This window comes from Leucobacter holotrichiae (genome assembly GCF_055791005.1).
Window position 1 is genome coordinate 608,835 of the sequence record NZ_JBVUAC010000001.1, and the last position, 19,177, is coordinate 628,011.

General features: G+C 68.9%; 18 protein-coding genes. 2 read left to right on the forward strand and 16 right to left on the reverse strand.

Annotation, left to right across the window (positions count from 1 at the left end):
* Nucleotides 1–15 precede the first annotated feature (15 nt).
* Both AC0KXF_RS02845 and AC0KXF_RS02850 read right to left on the reverse strand, forming a co-directional pair.
* Nucleotides 16–1,773: a putative bifunctional diguanylate cyclase/phosphodiesterase gene (locus AC0KXF_RS02845; protein WP_473107753.1), complete on the reverse strand. Its 1,758-nt coding sequence runs from the start codon at nt 1,771–1,773 to the stop codon at nt 16–18.
* Nucleotides 1,774–1,805: 32 nt separating this feature from the next.
* Nucleotides 1,806–2,177, reverse strand: a complete 372-nt coding sequence (locus AC0KXF_RS02850) for a twin-arginine translocase TatA/TatE family subunit (protein ID WP_223044347.1) — start codon at nt 2,175–2,177, stop codon at nt 1,806–1,808.
* A gap of 92 nt (nt 2,178–2,269) precedes the next feature.
* Between AC0KXF_RS02850 and AC0KXF_RS02855 the strand changes: the two genes are divergently transcribed.
* Nucleotides 2,270–2,902 carry an O-methyltransferase gene (locus AC0KXF_RS02855; RefSeq protein ID WP_473107754.1) on the forward strand — a complete coding sequence of 211 codons (633 nt, stop codon included), beginning with the start codon at nt 2,270–2,272 and terminating at the stop codon, nt 2,900–2,902.
* Nucleotides 2,903–3,016: 114 nt separating this feature from the next.
* Here the strand turns inward: AC0KXF_RS02855 and AC0KXF_RS02860 are convergent, their stop codons facing one another.
* Nucleotides 3,017–3,187 (reverse strand): DUF3117 domain-containing protein, encoded by a 171-nt coding sequence (locus AC0KXF_RS02860; RefSeq protein ID WP_223044349.1) that lies wholly within the window; start codon nt 3,185–3,187, stop codon nt 3,017–3,019.
* A 77-nt stretch (nt 3,188–3,264) separates the two neighbouring features.
* Nucleotides 3,265–4,410, reverse strand: a complete 1,146-nt coding sequence (dapE, locus tag AC0KXF_RS02865) for a succinyl-diaminopimelate desuccinylase (protein ID WP_473107755.1) — start codon at nt 4,408–4,410, stop codon at nt 3,265–3,267.
* Between the two features lie 30 nt (nt 4,411–4,440).
* Between dapE and dapD the strand changes: the two genes are divergently transcribed.
* Nucleotides 4,441–5,397 carry a 2,3,4,5-tetrahydropyridine-2,6-dicarboxylate N-succinyltransferase gene (gene dapD / locus AC0KXF_RS02870; RefSeq protein ID WP_473107756.1) on the forward strand — a complete coding sequence of 319 codons (957 nt, stop codon included), beginning with the start codon at nt 4,441–4,443 and terminating at the stop codon, nt 5,395–5,397.
* A 72-nt stretch (nt 5,398–5,469) separates the two neighbouring features.
* On the opposite strand, the gene AC0KXF_RS02875 is transcribed toward dapD, so the two are convergent.
* From AC0KXF_RS02875 to argC, 12 genes are all read right to left on the reverse strand, one after another.
* On the reverse strand, nt 5,470–6,768 hold the full coding sequence (locus AC0KXF_RS02875) for a citrate synthase (protein ID WP_473107757.1): 1,299 nt from the start codon (nt 6,766–6,768) through the stop codon (nt 5,470–5,472).
* A gap of 166 nt (nt 6,769–6,934) precedes the next feature.
* Nucleotides 6,935–8,047, reverse strand: a complete 1,113-nt coding sequence (dapC, locus tag AC0KXF_RS02880) for a succinyldiaminopimelate transaminase (protein WP_473107758.1) — start codon at nt 8,045–8,047, stop codon at nt 6,935–6,937.
* A gap of 4 nt (nt 8,048–8,051) precedes the next feature.
* On the reverse strand, nt 8,052–8,372 hold the full coding sequence (gene fdxA, locus AC0KXF_RS02885) for a ferredoxin (RefSeq protein ID WP_105805281.1): 321 nt from the start codon (nt 8,370–8,372) through the stop codon (nt 8,052–8,054).
* A gap of 82 nt (nt 8,373–8,454) precedes the next feature.
* A complete protein-coding gene (locus AC0KXF_RS02890; RefSeq protein WP_473107759.1) occupies nt 8,455–10,986 on the reverse strand; it encodes a glycoside hydrolase family 65 protein in 2,532 nt (843 codons plus the stop codon).
* Complete coding sequence (locus AC0KXF_RS02895) at nt 10,983–11,687, reverse strand: HAD-IA family hydrolase (RefSeq protein WP_473107760.1); 705 nt, start codon at nt 11,685–11,687, stop codon at nt 10,983–10,985. The genes AC0KXF_RS02890 and AC0KXF_RS02895 overlap by 4 nt, the downstream gene beginning before the upstream one ends.
* Nucleotides 11,688–11,707: 20 nt before the next feature.
* Nucleotides 11,708–12,583, reverse strand: coding sequence for a carbohydrate ABC transporter permease (locus tag AC0KXF_RS02900; protein ID WP_473107761.1), 876 nt, complete (start codon nt 12,581–12,583; stop codon nt 11,708–11,710).
* Nucleotides 12,580–13,935 (reverse strand): carbohydrate ABC transporter permease, encoded by a 1,356-nt coding sequence (locus tag AC0KXF_RS02905; protein ID WP_473107762.1) that lies wholly within the window; start codon nt 13,933–13,935, stop codon nt 12,580–12,582. The genes AC0KXF_RS02900 and AC0KXF_RS02905 overlap by 4 nt, the downstream gene beginning before the upstream one ends.
* Before the next feature lie 13 nt (nt 13,936–13,948).
* A complete protein-coding gene (locus AC0KXF_RS02910) occupies nt 13,949–15,250 on the reverse strand; it encodes an ABC transporter substrate-binding protein (protein WP_473107763.1) in 1,302 nt (433 codons plus the stop codon).
* Nucleotides 15,251–15,406: 156 nt separating this feature from the next.
* On the reverse strand, nt 15,407–16,009 hold the full coding sequence (locus tag AC0KXF_RS02915; RefSeq protein WP_473107764.1) for a prepilin peptidase: 603 nt from the start codon (nt 16,007–16,009) through the stop codon (nt 15,407–15,409).
* A gap of 10 nt (nt 16,010–16,019) precedes the next feature.
* A complete protein-coding gene (gene argB / locus AC0KXF_RS02920; protein WP_473107765.1) occupies nt 16,020–16,922 on the reverse strand; it encodes an acetylglutamate kinase in 903 nt (300 codons plus the stop codon).
* Nucleotides 16,923–16,935: 13 nt separating this feature from the next.
* Nucleotides 16,936–18,093: a bifunctional glutamate N-acetyltransferase/amino-acid acetyltransferase ArgJ gene (gene argJ / locus AC0KXF_RS02925; RefSeq protein ID WP_473107766.1), complete on the reverse strand. Its 1,158-nt coding sequence runs from the start codon at nt 18,091–18,093 to the stop codon at nt 16,936–16,938.
* On the reverse strand, nt 18,090–19,163 hold the full coding sequence (gene argC / locus AC0KXF_RS02930) for an N-acetyl-gamma-glutamyl-phosphate reductase (protein WP_473107767.1): 1,074 nt from the start codon (nt 19,161–19,163) through the stop codon (nt 18,090–18,092). The genes argJ and argC overlap by 4 nt, the downstream gene beginning before the upstream one ends.
* Nucleotides 19,164–19,177 lie beyond the last annotated feature (14 nt).

Here is a 19,177-nt window from a genome sequence, read left to right on the forward strand (position 1 = left end):
GGTCGGCGCGATCTCTCAGCCGATCGCCTCGATGGTCTCGTCGACCGGACGCGGACGCGCGAACAGGTACCCTTGGAAGGCATCGACACCGAGCTCGAGCAGTTTCTCGAACTGCTGCCGGGTCTCGACGCCCTCGGCTACCACCTGCAGAGCGAAGGTTCGCCCCAGCTGCACGATGGTGTGCACGATCGAGGCGCTGGCCTCGTCCTCGACCACGGAGAACGTGAATGAGCGGTCGATCTTGAGCTGCTGGACGGGCAGCTGCCGCAGATAACTCAGCGAGGAGTATCCCGTTCCGAAGTCGTCGAGCGAGGCGAGCACACCGTCGGCCCGCAGGAGGGACAGCAGCTTGACGGTGCGGTCGAGATCGGTGTGCAGCACGCTCTCGGTGAGCTCGAGTTTCAATCGCCCCGGCGAGACGCCGTGCTTCGCGATGGTCGCGCGCACGCGCTCCGCGAAACTGTCGACCCGCAGCTGGCGCTCGCTGAGGTTGACCGAGAAGGTGAGGTGGTCGCGCTCGGGCTCCTTCTCCCAGGCTGCGAGCACCCGGCAGGCCTCCTCGAGCACCCACTCGCCGATCTCCACGATGAGACCGGTCTGCTCCGCCAATGGGATGAAGGCTCCGGGCTCGACGAGCCCGCGCTCAGGGCTGACCCACCGGATCAGCCCCTCCTCCCCGATCACGCGCTGCTCGCGGTCCACGATCGGCTGCGAGAAGAGACGCAGTTCGCCGTTCTCGATGCCGCGCCTCAGCTCCGAGACGAGCCGGACCCGCCGCTGCGCGTCGTCGAGCATGCTCTGGCGGAAGTGGCGGATGCGACGCTGGCCGCCGGCCCGGCGCGCGTGCTTGCGGGCGATATCGGCGCACTTGATGATCTCGTGGGCGTCGGTCGTCTTGATGTAACTATCGCAGGCGCCCGGGCCGCAGTCGTCTCCGCGGCTCTCAGGAGCCGTCCACAGCACGTAACCGACGCTCGCCGTGGCATCGATCACCACCCCCGATTCGAGGTCGACCGTCCCCGTCAGCGTGTCGAGCACCTCCTCGACGCACTCGGCCGCACGCCGATCAGACTCCCCGCGGTCCATGCCGAGGCGGGGCAGGAGGATCCCGAAGGTGTTGGAGCCGATCCGGCTCACGACCGAGTCGTGCAGGTCGAGGCCGCGAAGCCTGCGCGCCGAGTCGACGAGCAGACGATCACCCGCCTGATACCCGAACGCATCGTTGACGACGGAGAGATCGTCAACGCTCACCGAGATGAACCCGCTGAGCTCGCCCTCCGACTTCCGATCGCCGTCGGCATCGATCGCCTGCAGCATCGACGCGCGGTTGGGAAGCCCGGTCACGCGGTCACGGAAGGCGAGTTCGCGCACCCGTTCCTCGGCGAGGTGCCGCTGCGTCTCCTCCGTGCGGATCGCGACGTACCGCTCGGGCCGGCCCCCATCGTCGAGCAGAGGGATGATGGTGGTGTCGACCCAGTACTCCGTGCCGTCCTTGGCGCGGTTGCAGATCTCGTTCTTCCAGACCCCGCCGCGTCCGATGACCCGCCACATCTCCTGGAAGAACTCCTTCGGATGGCGACAGGAGTTGATGATCCGGTGGGTCTGACCCACCAGCTCGTCGCGGGAGTACCGGGATATCTCGCAGAAGCGGTCGTTCACGTGCAGAATCACACCGCGACGGTCGGTGATCGCGACGATGGAGAAGCTGTTGAGGGCCGAGAAGATCTCGGTGAACTCGCGCTCGGATGACCCGAACTGCTCGCGCAGCCTCATCTCAGCTGATCGGATGGGTAACCCCGATTCGCTCACGTGGCTTCCTCGTCGAAGTACAGCGGGCCCTCGGCCCGGCCGTCTCCCGACGCTGCGCGACGCTGCTCCGCGGCTTCGGCGATCCGGGCCCGTCGAGCCTCGGCGCGCGCCTCTCGCTCGTCCTCCACGAGCGCATCGCGGATGATGCGGCGCGGATCGTACTGCCGCGGATCGAGCTGCTTCCAGTCGACCTGATCGAACTCGGGGCCCATCTCGTCGCGCAGGCGATCCTTCGCCCCGTCCGCCATCCGCTTGGCCCCTCGCACGAATTCGCCGAGCTTCTTCGCGTAGAGAGGCAGACGCTCGGGGCCCAGCACGAACATGGCGATCACCATGATCACCAGAATCTTATCTATCGTGAGGCCCATCTACACCATCATAGAGCTCTTCGAGGCGGTCTTCGGTAGCGCTACGCTAGGAGTTGTCGGCGTGACAACGCCGCAGGACACCGGAGGAGAACGTGAGCAAGCTCGAACGCAACTGGCAATACGCCGAGCAGTACCCGGGCGAGACAGATGCGATCGCGCGCGCGCGCCGCCTGTCTCTCGAGCTCGGCGTCGAGCCCGTCAGCCGCTCCACCGCGGCGCAGCTCTCAGCGCTGACGGTGCTGACCCGCGCTCAGGCCATCTGCGAGGTGGGCACCGGCGTCGGCGTGAGCGGACTCGCACTGCTGCGCTACGCCCCCGAGGCCACGCTGACCTCGATCGAGATCGAGCCCGAGCACCTCCGCGAAGCCCGGGCTGTATTCGCCGACGCCGGCGTAGCGTCGTCGCGGCTGCGGCTCATCGAGGGCGAAGCGCGCCACGTGCTGCCGCGCCTGAATCTCGGCGCCTACGACCTGGTGCTGCTCGACGCGGACCCGGCCCTGCTGCTGGAGCACTTCGAGTACGCGCTCGGCATCGTGCGCCCCGGAGGGTGCATCGTCGTGCCGGGCGTCTTCGCCCACGGCCGGGTGCCGGATCCCGCAGCCCGCGACGAATCGACCGTGGCGTGCCGAGACCTGCTCGCGCTCGTCGCGGAGTCGCCGGCGCTCGCCCCCATGCTCTCCCCCACCGGTGACGGAGTACTGACCCTCGTGCGCCTCGACGGCTGAACCCGCCGAAGGGCCGGGTCCGTCGACGCCCGACGGACCGCGAGCGGCAGGAAGCCCCGGGAATCGGCGATTCCCGGGGCTTCCTCCGTTGCTGCGTTACTGCTCTGTGCGAGTCTAGCCGTCGAGCACCGCAGACAGCACGTCGCGCAGTTCAGTGGCCTCCTGGTCGTTGACCGACACCACGAGGCGCCCGCCACCCTCGAGCGGCACTCGCACGACGATCAGCCGACTCTCACGAACCGCCTCCATGGGTCCGTCCCCAGTCCTCGGTTTCATTGCAGCCATGACGCCTCCTCGAAAGTTATGGTTGCTATCTAGTTTATCGGGCTGCCGCACGGGAGGGCGAACCGGGCGTCGTCCGGTTACGCCTCATCCGTCTGCAGCCAGGCTCGGAGCGCTCGCTCCGTGAACTCGATCTGCGTCACGGGCACGCGCTCATCGTCGGCGTGGGCGAGCAGGGCGTCCCCCGGACCGAAGTTCACGGCGGGGATCCCGAGCGCTGAGAAGCGGGCAACGTCGGTCCACCCGAACTTCGCCGTGGGTTCGGCCCCGACGGCCGCCACGAAGCGCTGCGCGAGCGGCGCGTCAAGACCGGGCCTCGCGCCGGGGGCGCGATCCACGATCTCCACCTCGTCCGCGTCCGCGAAGAAGTCGCGCACCAGCTGCTCGGCCTCCTCGACGGAGCGGCTGGGGGCGAAGCGGTAGTTGACCTCGAAACTGCAGCGATCCGGGATCACATTGCCCGCGACCCCGCCCTCGATGCGCACCGCGTTCAGCCCCTCACGATATTCGAGGCCGTCGACCACGATGCGCTGCGCTTCATAGCGGGCGAGCCGGTCGAGCAGCGCACCGGCTCGCTGGATCGCGTTCACGCCCATCCAGCTGCGCGCGGAGTGCGCGCGCCTGCCGTGCACCGTGACTCGCGCCCGCATCGTCCCGTTGCAGCCGCCCTCGATCGTGCCGTTCGACGGCTCGCCGAGGATCGCGAAGTCCGCGGCGAACAGCTGCGGATGATTGCGCATGGCCCGGCCGAGGCCGCTGAGTTCCGACGCGACCTCCTCGTGGTCGTACCAGATCCAGGTGAGATCGACGGCGGGGTCCGTGAGCTCGATCGCAAGCGCGAGCTGCACCGCGACCCCGGCCTTCATATCGACCGTGCCGCGCCCCCGGATCACGGTCTCGCCCGTCGCCTCGTCGATCTCGTCGCGAACCGGGAGGTTGTCGTTGACGGGAACCGTGTCGAGGTGCCCGGCGATCGCGACCCGCCGGTCACGACCGAGCTCGGTGCGGGCGATGAGCGTGTCGCCGTCGCGCGTCACCTGCAGGTGCGGAGCGTGCTCCCGGAGCGCTGCTTCGACCGCATCGGCGATAGCGCGCTCATCACCCGACACCGAGGGGATGTCGCACAGCTGGCGGGTGAGCTCCACCGCACCGAGAGTCGGGTCGAGAGTTCGCCCGCGGGCGGGTTCGAGGGGGGAAGCGGAATCGGGTGCAGGATCGGCATTCATCCGTCCCAGCCTAACGGTAGCCTAGAAACCATGACTGACTCCCGCTTCGCATGGTCCGCAGGTATCGCCACCACAGCCGCCGACGGCACGGTTCTCGACGCATGGTTCCCCTCGCCCGCGCTGGGCAAGCGCCCGGCGACGCGCGACCCGTGGATCGCGCCGGCCGAGCTCGAACAGCTCGCGGGCGCCGACGAACTGCGCGGCGTCGAGATGCGCCCGGTCGACATCGAGATCGACCTCGATGCGGCCCCGGCCTCCACCGAAGACGCCTACCTGCGCCTGCACCTGCTCTCGCACTGCCTCGTGCGCCCCAACACCATCAACCTCGACGGCATCTTCGGCAAGCTGCCGAACATCGCTTGGACGACCGCCGGCCCCATGCTGCCCGACGTCTACGCGTCGCGCCTGCCGCAGCTGAAGCGTGCGGGCATCACCGCGGTCGGCCTCGACAAGTTCCCTCGACTCACCGACTACGTCGTGCCCACGGGCGTGCGCATCGCCGATACCTCGCGCGTGCGCCTCGGCGCGCACCTCGCGCCGGGCACCACCGTGATGCACGAGGGCTTCGTCAACTTCAACGCGGGCACGCTGGGAGCCTCGATGGTCGAGGGCCGCATCTCGCAGGGCGTCGTCGTGGGCGACGGATCGGACATCGGAGGCGGCGCCTCGATCATGGGCACGCTATCGGGCGGAGGCACGCAGCGCATCACGATCGGCGAGCGCGCGCTGCTGGGCGCCAACTCCGGCATCGGGATCTCGCTGGGCGACGACAGCGTCGTCGAGGCGGGGCTCTACGTGACGGCGGGCACCAAGGTGGTGCTGCCGAAGGGCACCGTGGACTCGAAGGGCGCACCCGTCGAGGTGAAGGCCGTCGAGCTGTCGGGCCTGCCGCAACTGCTGTTCCGTCGCAACTCGCGCACGGGCGGCGTCGAGGCGCTGCCTCGCGAGGGTGCCGGCATCGAGCTGAACTCGGAGCTGCACGCCTGAACGGGCGCGCACGAGCGCAGCATTGAGCCCTCGTCCCTTGTCGAAGAGGGGCGAGGGCTCAGCGCTGAGGGATCAGCGGTTCAGGTGGCGCTCGGCGGAACCCGTGTAGAGCTGCTGCGGACGGCCGATCTTGGTCTGCGCATCGTCACGGGCCTCGCGCCACTGGGCGATCCAGCCGGGCAGACGACCGATCGCGAACAGCACGGTGAACATGCGCGTCGGGAAGCCCATCGCCTTGTAGATGACGCCGGTGTAGAAGTCGACGTTCGGGTAGAGCTTGCGCTCCTTGAAATAGTCGTCTTCGAGCGCGATCTGCTCGAGTTCCTGTGCCAGGCCGAGCAGCGGGTCGTTGACGCCGAGCTCCTCGAGTACGCGGCTGGCGCTCTCCTTGACGATGCGGGCGCGCGGGTCGTAGTTCTTGTAGACGCGGTGCCCGAAGCCCATGAGCTTGACCCCGTCCTCCTTGCGCTTGACCTTCTCCACGAAGGTCTCGACGCTCTGACCGGAGTCGCGGATCTGCGCGAGCATCTCGAGCACGGCCTCGTTCGCGCCGCCGTGCAGCGGGCCCGAGAGCGCGTTGATGCCGGCGGAGATCGAGGAGAACATGTTGGCGCCGGTCGAGCCGACGAGGCGCACGGTCGAGGTCGAGGCGTTCTGCTCGTGATCCGCGTGCAGGATGAGCAGCTTGTCGAGCGCGTCGACGAGCACGGGGTTCATCTCGTAATCCTCGGCCTTGTTGCCGAAGTTGAGGCGGAGGAAGTTCTCGACGAAGCCGAGCGAGTTCTTCGGGTACAGGAAGGCCTGGCCGATCGACTTCTTGTGCGCGTAGGCGGCGAGCACGGGCAGTTTGGCCAGCAGACGGATCGTGTTGACCTCGACGAACTCGGGCACCGTGGTGTCGAGCGAGCTCTCGTAGTAGGTCGACATGGTCTGCAGGCCGCCCGAGAGCACCGCCATCGGGTGCGCGGTGTGGGGCACGCCCTCGAAGTAGTAGCGCATGTCCTCGTGCAGCAGGGTGTGGCGGCGGATCTCGTCGTCGAAGGCCGCCAGCTCGTCCGCGCTGGGCAGGTCTCCGTAGATGAGGAGGTAGGCGACCTCGAGGAAGGTCGAGTTGCGCGCGAGCTCCTCGATGGGGTACCCGCGGTAGCGCAGCACACCCTCGTCGCCGTCGATGTAGGTGATGGCCGACTTGGTGGAGGCCGTGTTCACGAAGCCGTAGTCGAGAGCCGTGTAGCCGGTCTGCTTGGTCAGCGTGCTGACATCGATGGCGGAGTGCCCGTCGACTGACTCGAGGATCGGGAACTCTGCTTCCCCTCCGGGAAAGGTGAGTTTTGCGGTGGCCGGGTCCTGCTGCTGAGTCGAATCGGTCACGTCGTCTCCTCGTGAGGTCTTATGCGGAGAAGGCATCGGGTGGACGCCCTCGTTCTTATCACCCTATCGGCTCCGATCGGAGCGAATGCACGCACCGTCGAATCGCAGTGCCGCCACCCAGAGTATCTCGACGTCGAGCAAAAGGCGATTCGGGCGCCGCGGTCCGTCATGCAGACGGCGCCGACTCTCGGATTCGCTGCGCAGCCGCCGAGATCGCCTCATCGCCGGCGGTGAGCGCGAGGCGCACGTGCTGCGGCGAGTGGTCTCCGTAGAAATGCCCCGGGCCCACGACGATCCCCAGATCCGCGAACTCTGCAACGCTCTCCCACGCATCAGCGCCTCGGGTGACCCACAGGTAGAGCCCGGCCTCGCTGCCGTCGACCCGATACCCCGCGGCCTCCAGAGCCGGGAGCAGCACCTCGCGTCGCGCACGGTAACGATCGCGCTGCTCGGCGACGTGCGCCTCATCCTCGAGCGCGGCGATCATCGCGGCCTGCACCGGCGCGGGAGACATGAGGCCCGCGTGCTTGCGAACCATGAGCAGCCGGTCGATGAGCTCGGCGTCGCCGGCCACGAACGCGGCTCGGTAGCCCGCGAGGTTCGACTGCTTGCTGAGCGAGTAGGCCGCGAGCACCCCGGCGTGGTCGTCGCCGACGACACGGGGATCGAGGATCGAGGGGATCCGCTCGGCGTCCCACGGCGCGGCCCAGCCGAACTCGGCGTAGCACTCGTCGCCGACGATCACGGCCCCCAGTTCCCTGGCGCGCTCGACGGCAGCTCTCAGCGAAGCAGTGTCGAGCACCCGGCCGTCGGGATTGGACGGGGAGTTGATCCACACCAGCTTCGTGTGCTCTGGCCACTCGGCCGGGTCGTCCGAGGGGACCGCCTCTGCGCCGACGAGCGCTGCTCCCATGGCGTAGCTCGGATAGGCCACGCGCGGGAAGACGACGGCCTCACCCGCACCGAGGCCGAGCAGGAAGGGCAGTAGCGCGACGAGCTCTTTGGATCCCACCGTCGGCAGCACCGCGGAGGGCGCGACCGGGACCCCCCGACGGCGGGAGTACCACTCGGCGATCGCCTCGCGGAGCAGCGGAGTGCCGGCCGTCGCCGGGTATCCGTGCGCGTCGGTCGCGGCGCAGAGCGCGTCGCGGACGCTCTGCGGGGCGGGATCCACCGGGGACCCGACCGAGAGGTTCAGCGCACCGCCCGGGTGCTGCGCAGCCCGCTCGGCATAGGGCGCCATGGCGTCCCAGGGGTAGTCGGGAAGCGGGCCGCGCACGCGACTACTCGCCCTGGGGCGGCAGCGCCGCGACGATGGGGTGATCGAAGTCGTAGACGCCGACCTTCGCCGCACCGCCCGGGGACCCGATCTCGTCGAAGAACTCGACGTTGGCCTTGTAGTAGTCGGCCCACTCCTCGGGGAGGTCGTCCTCGTAGTAGATGGCCTCCACCGGGCACACCGGCTCGCACGCGCCGCAGTCGACGCACTCGTCGGGGTGGATGTAGAGGGAGCGCTCGCCCTCGTAGATGCAGTCGACCGGGCATTCGTCGACGCACGCGCGATCCTTCACGTCGACGCACGGAAGAGCGATCACATAGGTCACGATGCCCCCACCTTTCACTCGTCTCGGAACCCCTCCATCCTACTCCCCGGTCTCCCGCCGTCCTGCCCACGGCAGGGTGGTTTCACAGAGCGTGAGTGTCGCGCGTGGGAATCTCCGTCGTCACCGTGGGAACCTCGGGCGAGAAGACCGGCCCGGCGTCCCCCTCGCGCGGCAGCATGCCGGCCGACAGCCCTCGGAACGGACCGCGGTCCGGTCCCTGATCCGAGAGAAGCACCTCCCGTCGCTCCCCCGCCGGGATCTCCAGGGCTTCGCCCCGCACGGTCACCGAGACGGGCGTGTCGCCCTCGACCATCTCGAAGCAGATGCGATCCCGCAGCAGCTCGACCGCGATCCGACGCCCCCGCCAGACCAGCTTGAACCGAAGTGAATCCCAATGGCCGGGGAGCCGCGGGTCGAAGCTCAGGTGCCGGCCCGCCGAATCGCGCAGCCCCGCGAAGCCCTGCACGAGCGTCATCCAGACGCCGCCCGCCGAGGCGATATGCACGCCATCGGCAGAGTTGCGGTGGAGATTGCCGAGGTCGACGTGCAGGGCATGCTCGAAGTACCGGTAGGCGAGCTCGGGGTAGCCCACCTCGGCGGCCATGATCGACTGCACGACGGCCGACAGCGTCGAGTCTCCCGTGGTGAGCGCGTCGTAGTACTCGAAGTCCCGGCGCTTCTCGTCCCTGCTGAACTCGTCGCTCGCGAGCAGCAGCGCGAGCACGACGTCGGCCTGCTTGAGCACCTGGAAGCGGTAGATCACGAGCGGGTGGAAGTGCAGCAGCAGCGGCTTCTGCTCAGGCGGCGTCGCGGCGAGATCCCACACCTCCCGGTCGAGGAAGTGGGCGTCCTGCGGGTGGATCCCCATCTCTTGCGAGTAGGGCACGCTCATCGCGTCGGCGGCCTCCTCCCACGCCACGACCTCGTCGGGATCGAGACGAAGACGCTCGAGCAGTCCGGCGTAGACCTCGGGCGCCTCCGCTTCGAGCCGCCGCACCATCTGGGCAGCGATGCGCAGATTGAATCGCGCCATCACGTTGGTGAACAGGTTGTCGTTGACCACCGTCGTGTACTCGTCGGGGCCCGTCACCCCGTGGATGTGGAACTTGCGCTCTCCGTCGCGCTCGGTGCGCCAGAACCCGAGGCTGCGCCACAGTCTCGCCGTCTCCACCGGGATGTCGCACGCCCCCGAGAGCAGATACTCGAAATCGCCCGTCGCGAAAACGTAGCGCGCCAGCGCGTAGGTGATGTCGGCATTGATGTGGTACGCCGCGGTGCCGGCCGCGTAGTACGCGCTCGCCTCCTCGCCGTTGATCGTGCGCCACGGGAACAGCGCGCCGTCCTCGTTCAGCATGACGGCGCGGCTGCGCGCCTGATCCAGCATCCGCTCCCGCGCTCGCAGCGCATTGCGCGCCCACAGCGGCGTCGTGTAGCTGAGGAACGGCAGCACGTAGATCTCCGAGTCCCAGAAGTAGTGCCCGCTGTACCCGGAGCCCGTGAGCCCCTTCGCCGGGATCCCGCGGCCGTCCGCGCGGGCCGCGGCCTGGGCGAGCTGAAAGAGATTCCAGCGGATCGCCTGCTGCACCCCCGGCTCGGCCTCGACCTGCACGTCGCTGCGATCCCAGAACGCGTCGAGGAACTCTCGCTGACGCTCCCAGCGCAGCTCGGAGGGCTCGGCCGCCGTCTTCGCGAGCGTGTGCACGCAGCGGTCGAGCAGTTCCTCTGGTCCCGCGGTCGCGGAGGAGTGGTAGGCGGCGGTCTTCACGAGCCGCACCGTGCGCCCCTGGCGCGCGGTGCCCTGGAAGAGGTGCCGCACCCGGTCGTCCGAGGCCTCGACCCGGGTCTGCCACTCCCCCTCGTGCCCGCCGTCGAAGTCGTGGTCGACGCCGACGCCGAGGGTCATGCCCGAATCGTGCACCCGGTAGCTCAGCACACTGCGATGCCCGACGTGGCGCGCCGGGCCCGGATCCAGGATCCGCTGCGTCAGCTGCTCGCTCTTGCGCGGATCCGCCAGCCCCGCGGTCGCGCCCTGCTCCGAGTGCACGCGATTCAGATCCTGCCGATTGATGATGAGGCTGGAGACGGAGAGATCGGCGTCAGCGTCGAGCACCGTGACCCGCATCTCGAGCGTCGCGAGGTGACGCGAGACGAACGACACCATCCGGCGCGTCTCCACCCGCACGCGCTTGCCCGTCGGAGTGAGCCACAGCAGCGTGCGGGTGAGCGTTCCCGCACGCAGATCGAGGATGCGCTGCGCATCGATGATCTCCGAGGACTCGAGGTTGAGACGCTCGTCGTCGATGTAGATGCGGATCGTCTTCACATCGGGAGCGTTGACGATGGTCTGGCCGTGCTCGGCGAAGCCGTAGGCGTTCTCGGCGTGACGGATCCGCCACGTCTCGTGCAGACCATTGACGAAGGTGCCGTGGCTGCCGAGCGGCAGCCCCTCCTCGTGGTTGCCGCGAAGCCCCAGGTAGCCGTTCGCGAGCGAGAACAGGGTCTCGTCCTCCCCGCACAGGGCGCGGTCGATGCCCCGAACCACGAGCCGCCACGGATCCGCCCCGAAGTCGCGCCGGAAACCCTCCACCGGGGTGTCGAACAGTTCGGGATTCATCGTGCGAGCTCCTCCAGATCCATCACTACCGTGTCTGCGCCGGCAGCCTCGAGAGCGGCCTTCCCCGCGCCCCGGTCCACGCCGACGACCAGGCCGAAGCGGCCGGCTTTCGCGGCCGCGATCCCCGATGCCGCGTCCTCGAACACCACCGAGCGGGAAGGGTCGGCTCCCAGCAGCTCGGCGCCCCGCAGGAAGGTGTCGGGCGCCGGCTTGCCGGGCAGTCCCTCGTACTCGGCGACCACGCCGTCGACCACCGCCGCGAAGCGGTTCCTCAGGCCGGCAGCGTGCAGCACCGCCTCGGCGTTGCGCGAGCTCGAGACCACCGCGAGCGGGCGCCCGAGCGCCGCGAGGCGATCGAGCAGCAGCAGCGAGCCGGGGTACGGATCGATGCCGTCGCGCTGCAGCACCTCGGTGAACACCCGGTTCTTGCGGTTGCCGATGCCGATGACGCTCTCGAAGCCGTCATCGCCCGGCTCCCCCATCGGCAAGGAGATGCCGCGCGCTCGCAGCAGGGCGGCCACGCCCTCGAAGCGTGGTCGCCCGTCGAGCGACTCGTAGTAGTCGCTCTCACGATACGGCTCCTCGCCGCGGAGCGCGAACAGGCGGTCGAAAGTCTCCGCCCAAGCGCGCATGTGGAGATCGACGGTGGGGGTGATCACCCCGTCGAGATCGAACAGATAGGCGTCGTAGCGGTCGATCAAACGGTGCGCCCTTCCCGAAGCTACTTCTGCGACCCCGCCAGCAGTGCCTGTACGAAGTATCGCTGGAACGCGAAAAACACTACCAGCGGAACCAGCATCGAGAGGAAGGCCCCGGCTGAGAGAACGTCGATGTTCGCGCCGAACTGACGCAGTTGCGACTGGATCGCCACCGTGAGCGGCTGCGAGTCGGTATTCGTGAAGATCAGCGCGACGAGCATGTCGTTCCAGGTCCACAGGAACTGGAAGATCGCGAGCGAGGCGATCGCCGGCAGTGCGAGCGGCAGCATGATCTGGAAGAAGATCCGCCAGTCCCTCGCGCCGTCGATCCGGGCCGCCTCGAGCATCTCCTCCGGGATCTGGATGAAGAAGTTGCGCAGCAGGAAGATCGCGAACGGCAGACCGAAGGCCGTGTGGAACAGGATCACACCGAGCACGCTGCCGAAGATCCCGAGCGCCCCGAACAATCTGGCGAGCGGGATCAGGGCGACCTGCAGCGGCACCGCGAGCAGCACGATCACGGCGATGAACAGCCAGTCGCGACCGGGGAAGTGCAGCCAGGCGAACGCGTAGGCGGCGAGCGCGCCGATGACGACCACGAGCAGCGTAGTCGGCAGCGCGATCACGATCGTGTTCCAGAACGACCCCGTGATGACGGGGTTCGAGAGCAGGTTCGCGTAGTTCTCGATCGTGAGCTCGGCCGGCTTCGTGAGCACGGTCCACCAGCCGCTCGAGGCGTTGTCCCCCGCGCTGCGGAACGAGGTGAGCAGCAGGCCGAGAGTCGGCACGAGCCAGAAGACGGCCACGATCAATAGGATCGCGTTGACGACACCGCGGCTCGCGATCCTCGCGATGCTGCGACCTGCCCGAGGCTTCCGGGGAAGGGATGCGGCGCTCATCGACTCCTCTCCTCTCTGAACCGGCGGACGTTGATGATCATCGACGGCAGCACGAGTACGAGCAGCAGGATCGCGAGGGCCGATCCGAGTCCCTGATTGCTGCCGCCGCCGAACGACACCGTCCACATCTCGACCGCGATGACGTTCGCGGCGGGTTTCGATGCGCCCGGCGGGATCACGTAGACGAGATCGAATATCTTCAGCACGTTGATGATGAGCGTGACGAACACGACGACCAGCACGGGCGCCAGCAGGGGCGCCGTGATGCGGGTGAACACCTGCCATTCATTCGCGCCATCGGTGCGTGCCGCCTCCTGCAGCGAGCGATCCATCGCCGACAGCCCCGACGCGATCATGACCATGGCGAAGCCGGCCCAGATCCAGACGTAGGCGAGGATCACCACGACGTTGATGAACGACGCGCTCAGCCACGAGACGCCCTGCGCCCCCGCGTCGAAGTTCGCCGCGGGCAGCGCGATCCGATAGCTCTCTCCGGCATCGAGGCCCTGGATCGTGTAGACGCCACCCGCACCGGTCGTCGCGTAGCCCCGGATGGAGCCGTCCGCGTCCACCGCGTCGACGCGCACACCCTCGAGCCCCTTCTTCCCCTTCTCGATCTCTCCGTCGGCGCCCCCGCCGCCCCTGATGACGTCGAGGAAAACGGTGCCCGATATCTCGGTGCTCCCCGGCTCGGCGGCCTCCTCGGCGTCGACGAGCGTCTCGGGCAGCTCGCTCTGCTTGACCCCTGTGAGGGGGAAGTTCTGCGTCGCGCCCGCCTCCACCGGCGCGCTCGTCGCGATGATCCCCTTCTCGGACTCGATGCCGAAGCCGTCGCGCGGCTTCGCCCCCGGATAGCTCGACTGATCGCCGAACACGCTCTGCACGCCCACAATCGCGGCGTTCACCACGCCGAGCTGCGGGCTCTCCTGGAACATGCCGCGGAAGATGACCCCGGCCGCGAGCATCGAGATCGCCATCGGCATGAAGACGATGAGTCTGAACGCCGTCTTCCAGCCGAGCTTGTCGACCAGCACCGCGAAGACGAGTCCGATGATCGTCACCGTCACCGGGGCCACGATCACCCACATCAGGTTGTTGCGGATCGCGGTGAACGTCGTGTCGTTCGTGAACATCGTGACGTAGTTCTGCCAGCCCACGAACGAGGCCCCGCTCTTGTCGAAGAACGAGCGCACGACCGTGTACACGATCGGATACACGACGAGGGCTCCGAGCACGAGGAGGCCGGGCCCGAGGAACGAGGCGACGAGCAGCCAGCGCCGGGTGCGGCCGTGGCCGCGGGCTCCTCGCCCGCGGCCACGGAGCTGCACCGGCACCGTCGCGGTGCGGCTCATGGCGATCGCCGCCTTACTGGTAGGCCTTGGCGGCCGCGTCCTCGAGGCGCTGCGCCGTGCCGTCGATGTCGCTCGGATCCTGGTAGAACGAGATCATCTCCTGCCAGAACCCCTGTCCCGGGGTGCCGCCGAACGCGCTCGGCGTGAGATCGGACATGTCGAACCGCAGCTCCTCGGCTCCCGTCAGCGCCTCCGCGATCTGACGCGAGACGTCGTCCGGGTAGAGCGAGGTGTCGACCGCGCCGTTCGGCGAGGTCAGGCCGCCGTTCGGCACCCAGATCTCGGCCGCCTCGGGCGAGGCGAGGAACTCCATGAGCGCCGTCGTCGCTTCACCGTCGTCGAACTGCACGGCGACGTCACCGCCGCCCACCACCGAGGGCGCCGACCCGTTCACCGACGGGAAGTCGTAGAACAGCGCGTTCTCACCAACGGTCGAGTTGCCGTCGGCCGCGATGTTGCCGGCAACGAAGTCGCCCTCGAAGACCGTGCCCGCCTGCGGATCGGAACCGAAGACCTCGGTCACGCTCGTCGGGAAGTCGCGCTGGTCGCCGCCGGGTTGCACCAGGTCGCTCCCCCACAGCTCGCCCAGCACGCCGAGCGCCTCCTTCACCGACTCATCGGTCCAGGGGATCTCGTGCTTGGTCAGCTGGTCGTACTTCTCGGGCCCGGCCGTCCGCAGGTACACGTTCTCGAACCAGTCGGTCAGCGGCCACCCCACGTCGGCTCCGACCGAGATGCCCGCGTAACCCGCGTCGCTCACCAGTCCGAGCTGGGTCATGAAGTCGTCCCAATCCTCCGGCTCCGTCGCACCCGCCTCATCGTAGATATCGGCGTTGTACCAGACGGTCGACTTGTTCGCGCCCTTGAACCACACACCGTACAGGTCGCCGTCCACGCTGCCGAGGTCGATCCAATCCTGCGCGTAGTTCTCCTCGACCGCCGACCGCACTCCGTCGGCCACCGGCACGATGTCGCCGTTCTGCGCCAGCGACTGCATGAGCGCAGGTTGCCCGAGCACCGCCACGTTCGGGGGCGTTCCACCCTCGAGCTGCCCCTGGATATAGGTGGGGCCGTTGTCGCCGAAGCTCGTGTAGGTCACCTTCGCGCCCGTGCGCTTGCTGAACTCGTCGAGCACGGCCTCGAAGTTCTCCTGCTCGGCGCCCGACCACGCGGCGACGACGTTGAGGGACTCACCCTCGAAATCGCCCGTTGCGGCATCATCCCCGCCGCCTCCGCCACTGCCGCCGGAGCCGCACCCCGCCAGGGCGAGAGCCGCGATCGCCGCACCGGCGATCCAGATACGTCGAATAGTCATGACACACTCCATCTCCGCAGTTCTGTCATCGCTTACTCTACGCATCGACAGGGACGCCGGAAAGGGCTTGTGGGCGGGTGCAGCGGGTGATAAGCGACAACCGGTTCCGGTCCGGCCCGCCATACCGGATGCTTCCGCGGGTCCTTCCGGCGAGCGCTACAGCACCCACTCGGAGGGGAAGGCGATGGCCAGCCACGCCGCGACGAGCAGCGACGGCCCATACGCCAGCTGCCGTTCGCGGTTGCGCAGGGCGAACACCAGCCCGGGAAGCGTCGCCACCGCCACCGCGAACGGGAAGATCAGTACCGCACCGAGGTCGATCCAGGCGGCCGCGAACCCGCAGATCGGCGCGAGCTTCGCATCACCTCCACCGAAGAACGCCGACCCCGAGCACAGCCAGAGCCCCGCGAAGAGCACGAGGAACAGCAGGGCCGCGAGTGCCGCCCACCCGACCCTCGCGGGTTCGCCGACGCTCAGGGCCGCGGGCACCAGCCAGGCCGCCAGCCAGGCCCCCGCGGCGAGCACCAGGCGGTTCGGCAGGCGCAGCGTGCGCGCATCGACGATCGCGAGCACGACCGACAGCGCGCCGAATCCCGCGTAGCCGACCGCCCCGAGCACCCATGACCACTGCCACGACCACGAGGCCGCCCCCGTCGTCCGCCACGCGAACAGGGCGAGCGCCGCCGCCGCGCCGGCGGCGATCCACCACGCATCGGGCGGGCGCAGCGCCCGCCGCCCGGCCACTGCGCCGCTGTTCACCCCCGCGCCCTCAGGGGGTGACTTCGGTGCCGATCCCCCGCTCCGTGAATATCTCGAGCAGCACCGAATGCGGCTCGCGACCGTCGATGATCGCGGCCTTCGGCACCCCGCCCCGCACCGCGTCGAGACAGGCGCGCATCTTCGGGATCATGCCCGACTCGAGGCTCGGCAGCAACTCCTCGAGCTCGGACGCCGAGAGGCTCGACACGAGGGAGTCGCGGTCGGGCCAGTTCGCGTAGAGACCCGCGACATCGGTGAGGATCACCAGTTTCTCGGCGCCCAGCGCAGCGGCGAGGGCGGAAGCCGCTGCGTCGGCGTTGACGTTGAGCGAGTCCCCCGGGCGGTCCATGTCGGGTGCGATCGAGGAGACGACCGGGATCAGCCCGGCTTCGAGCAGCGCCAGCACCGGCCCGGGTCGCACGTCGGCTACGTCGCCGACGAGGCCCAGGTCGACCAGTTCCCCGTCGACCTCGACGGGCGGCCGGCGACGGCCGATGAACAGACCCGCGTCCTCTCCCGTCGTACCGGCCGCGAGCGGACCGTGCGCGTTGATCTCGTCGACCAGCTCAGGGTTCACCTTGCCCGTGAGCACCATGCGCACCACATCCATCGTCTCCGGGGTGGTCACCCGGTAGCCGCCCTTGAACTCGCTCTCGATCCCGAGCCGCGCAAGCATCGCGTTGATCTGAGGGCCCCCGCCGTGCACGACCACGGGCAGGATGCCCGTGTGCCGCAGGTACACGACGTCCTCGGCGAATGCCGCGAGCAGCGAATCGTCGACCATCGCGTTGCCGCCGAACTTGATCACCATGATCTTGCCGCGGAACTTCTTGAGCCACTGCAGCGACTCGATGAGCACCTGCGCCTTCGCTGACGCCTGCTCGTGGTCGACGGTTCTCGTGGTCGTGGTCATGGGGTTCCGTTCTTCAGCTGGAGTACGCGCTGTTCTCGTGGACGTAGTCGTGCGTGAGGTCGTTGGTGCGGATCGTGGCGGTGTGCTCGCCCGCGAACAGGTCGATCTCGACGCGCGTGCGGCGCGGCGTCAGGTCGCACTCCTCGACCGGGCGGTCGGGGGCGCCGGCGTGGCAGAGGCGCACGCCGTTGAAGCTGACATCGACGACGTAGGGGTCGAATGCGGCCTCCGTGGTGCCGATCGCGGCAAGCACGCGGCCCCAGTTCGGGTCGTTACCGAAGATCGCGGCCTTGAAGAGGTTGTTGCGCGCGACGGATCGGCCGACCTCGATCGCGTCGTCGACGCTCGCCGCGCCGCGCACCTCGATGTCGATGTCGTGGCTCGCCCCCTCGGCGTCCGCCTGCAGCTGCGCGGCGAGGCTGTCGCAGACGGCGGCGAGCGCGTCGCCGAACGCGTCCTCGTCGGGAGTGACACCCGAGGCGCCGCTCGCGAGCAGGGTCACCTGATCGTTCGTCGACATGCAGCCGTCGCTGTCGAGACGGTCGAAACTCGCGCCCGTGGCCCGCCGCAGCGCTCGATCCAGCGCCTCGTCGTCGAGCAGCGCGTCCGTGGTGATCACGACGAGCATCGTCGCGAGGCCGGGTGCCAGCATGCCCGCGCCCTTCGCCATCGCACCGATCGTCCAGCCGTCCCCCGTGTGCACCGCGGTCTTCTCGACGGAGTCGGTGGTGAGGATCGCGGCGGGCGCGGTCGTGTCGTCGGCGGCGAGCGCGGCGGCGAGCGCCGGCACGTTGTTCACGATCTTGTCGCGGAAGGTCTGGTCGCCGGTGCCGATGAGGCCGGTCGAGCAGACGAGGATCCGCTCCGCGTCGGGCTCCCCGAGCGCCTCGGCGACGGCTCCCGCGGTGAGGCGGACGGTCTCGTAGCCGAAGTCGCCGGTGAAGCAGTTCGCGCCGCCCGAGTTGAGGATGACGGCGCGGGCGGGGCCGTTCAGGGCGACCTTGCGGCTCCACAGGATGGGGTTCGCCTGCGCGCGGTTGCTGGTGAAGACGACCGCGCTCGCCGGTGCGGGGCCGTCGTTGACGACGAGGGCGAGGTCGGGCTTGCCCGTGCTCTTGAGGCCGACGGCGATGCCCGCCGATCTGAATCCTGCTGGGGTGGTGACGGTCACGGTGCGACTCCATTCACTGACAGTCCGGTGGTCTCGGGGATGCCGAGGGCGATGTTGGCCGACTGAATCGCGGCCCCCGCCGTGCCCTTGGCCAGATTGTCGAGCGCCGCGACGACGACGACGCGGCCCGCCGCCTCGTCCACGGTGACGCCCATCAGGCACGTGTTCGCGCCGAGGGTGTCGGCGGTGCGCGGGAAGACGCCGTCGGGCAGCAGCTGCACGAACGGCTCGGCGGTATACGCGTCGGCCCAGGCGTCGCGCACCTGCTGCGCGGAGACGCCGGGAGCGATCCGCGCTGTCGAGGTCGCGAGGATCCCCCGACTCATCGGGACCAGCACGGGGGTGAAGCTGATCGTCGGCTCCTCCGCGGCTCCGGCGCCGCGCAGCGCCTGGCGGATCTCGGGAATGTGCCGATGCGTGCCGCCGACGGCGTAGGGGTTCGCGGTGCCCATGAGCTCGGCTCCGAGCAGGTGGGTCTTCGCAGCTTTGCCCGCGCCGCTCGGGCCCACGGCGAGCACGCTCACGATGTCCCGCGGCTCGATCACGCCCGCGGCGATGCCCGGGGCGAGCGACAGCGCCACGGTCGACGCGTTGCAGCCCGGAGCCGCGATCCGCGTCGCGCCGGCCAGATGCTCCCGCTGCCTCGTCCAGATCGGGGTGCCGTCCGCCGCGAGCTCGGCCACGATCAGCTCGGGGACGCCGTAGGTCCAGGCGCCGTGGTGCTCGCCGCCGTAGAACTCGGCCCAGTCCGAGGCATCGGTGAGCCGATGGTCCGCGCCGCAGTCGACGGCGAGCCGGACGTCCTGCAACTGCGCGGTGAGCTCACCGGAGGCGCCGTGCGGCAGCGCGAAGAACACGATGTCGTGACCGTCGAGCACCCAGGACTCGGTCGGCTGCAGCACGAGGTCGGCGAGCGAGCGCAGATGGGGTTGCGATTCGATGAGCGGCCGACCCGCGCTGGAGTGTCCGGTCACGGTGCGGATCTCGAACTCCGGGTGCGCCGCGAGCAGACGCAGCAGCTCGCCTCCCGCGTATCCGCTGGCACCGGCTACCGCTACTGAATAGGTCATCGCACGCCCTCCGT

What these genes read in the sequence shown, in the direction of transcription:
- AC0KXF_RS02845 (WP_473107753.1), bottom strand. Translation starts at nt 1,773, where the DNA reads ATGAGGCTGCGCGAGCAGTTCGGGTCATCCGAGCGCGAGTTCACCGAG.
- AC0KXF_RS02850 (WP_223044347.1), bottom strand. Translation starts at nt 2,177, where the DNA reads ATGGGCCTCACGATAGATAAGATTCTGGTGATCATGGTGATCGCCATG.
- AC0KXF_RS02860 (WP_223044349.1), bottom strand. Translation starts at nt 3,187, where the DNA reads ATGGCTGCAATGAAACCGAGGACTGGGGACGGACCCATGGAGGCGGTT.
- dapE (WP_473107755.1), bottom strand. Translation starts at nt 4,410, where the DNA reads ATGAATGCCGATCCTGCACCCGATTCCGCTTCCCCCCTCGAACCCGCC.
- dapD (WP_473107756.1), top strand. Translation starts at nt 4,441, where the DNA reads ATGACTGACTCCCGCTTCGCATGGTCCGCAGGTATCGCCACCACAGCC.
- AC0KXF_RS02890 (WP_473107759.1), bottom strand. Translation starts at nt 10,986, where the DNA reads ATGAATCCCGAACTGTTCGACACCCCGGTGGAGGGTTTCCGGCGCGAC.
- AC0KXF_RS02900 (WP_473107761.1), bottom strand. Translation starts at nt 12,583, where the DNA reads ATGAGCGCCGCATCCCTTCCCCGGAAGCCTCGGGCAGGTCGCAGCATC.
- AC0KXF_RS02905 (WP_473107762.1), bottom strand. Translation starts at nt 13,935, where the DNA reads ATGAGCCGCACCGCGACGGTGCCGGTGCAGCTCCGTGGCCGCGGGCGA.
- AC0KXF_RS02910 (WP_473107763.1), bottom strand. Translation starts at nt 15,250, where the DNA reads ATGACTATTCGACGTATCTGGATCGCCGGTGCGGCGATCGCGGCTCTC.
- argB (WP_473107765.1), bottom strand. Translation starts at nt 16,922, where the DNA reads ATGACCACGACCACGAGAACCGTCGACCACGAGCAGGCGTCAGCGAAG.
- argC (WP_473107767.1), bottom strand. Translation starts at nt 19,163, where the DNA reads ATGACCTATTCAGTAGCGGTAGCCGGTGCCAGCGGATACGCGGGAGGC.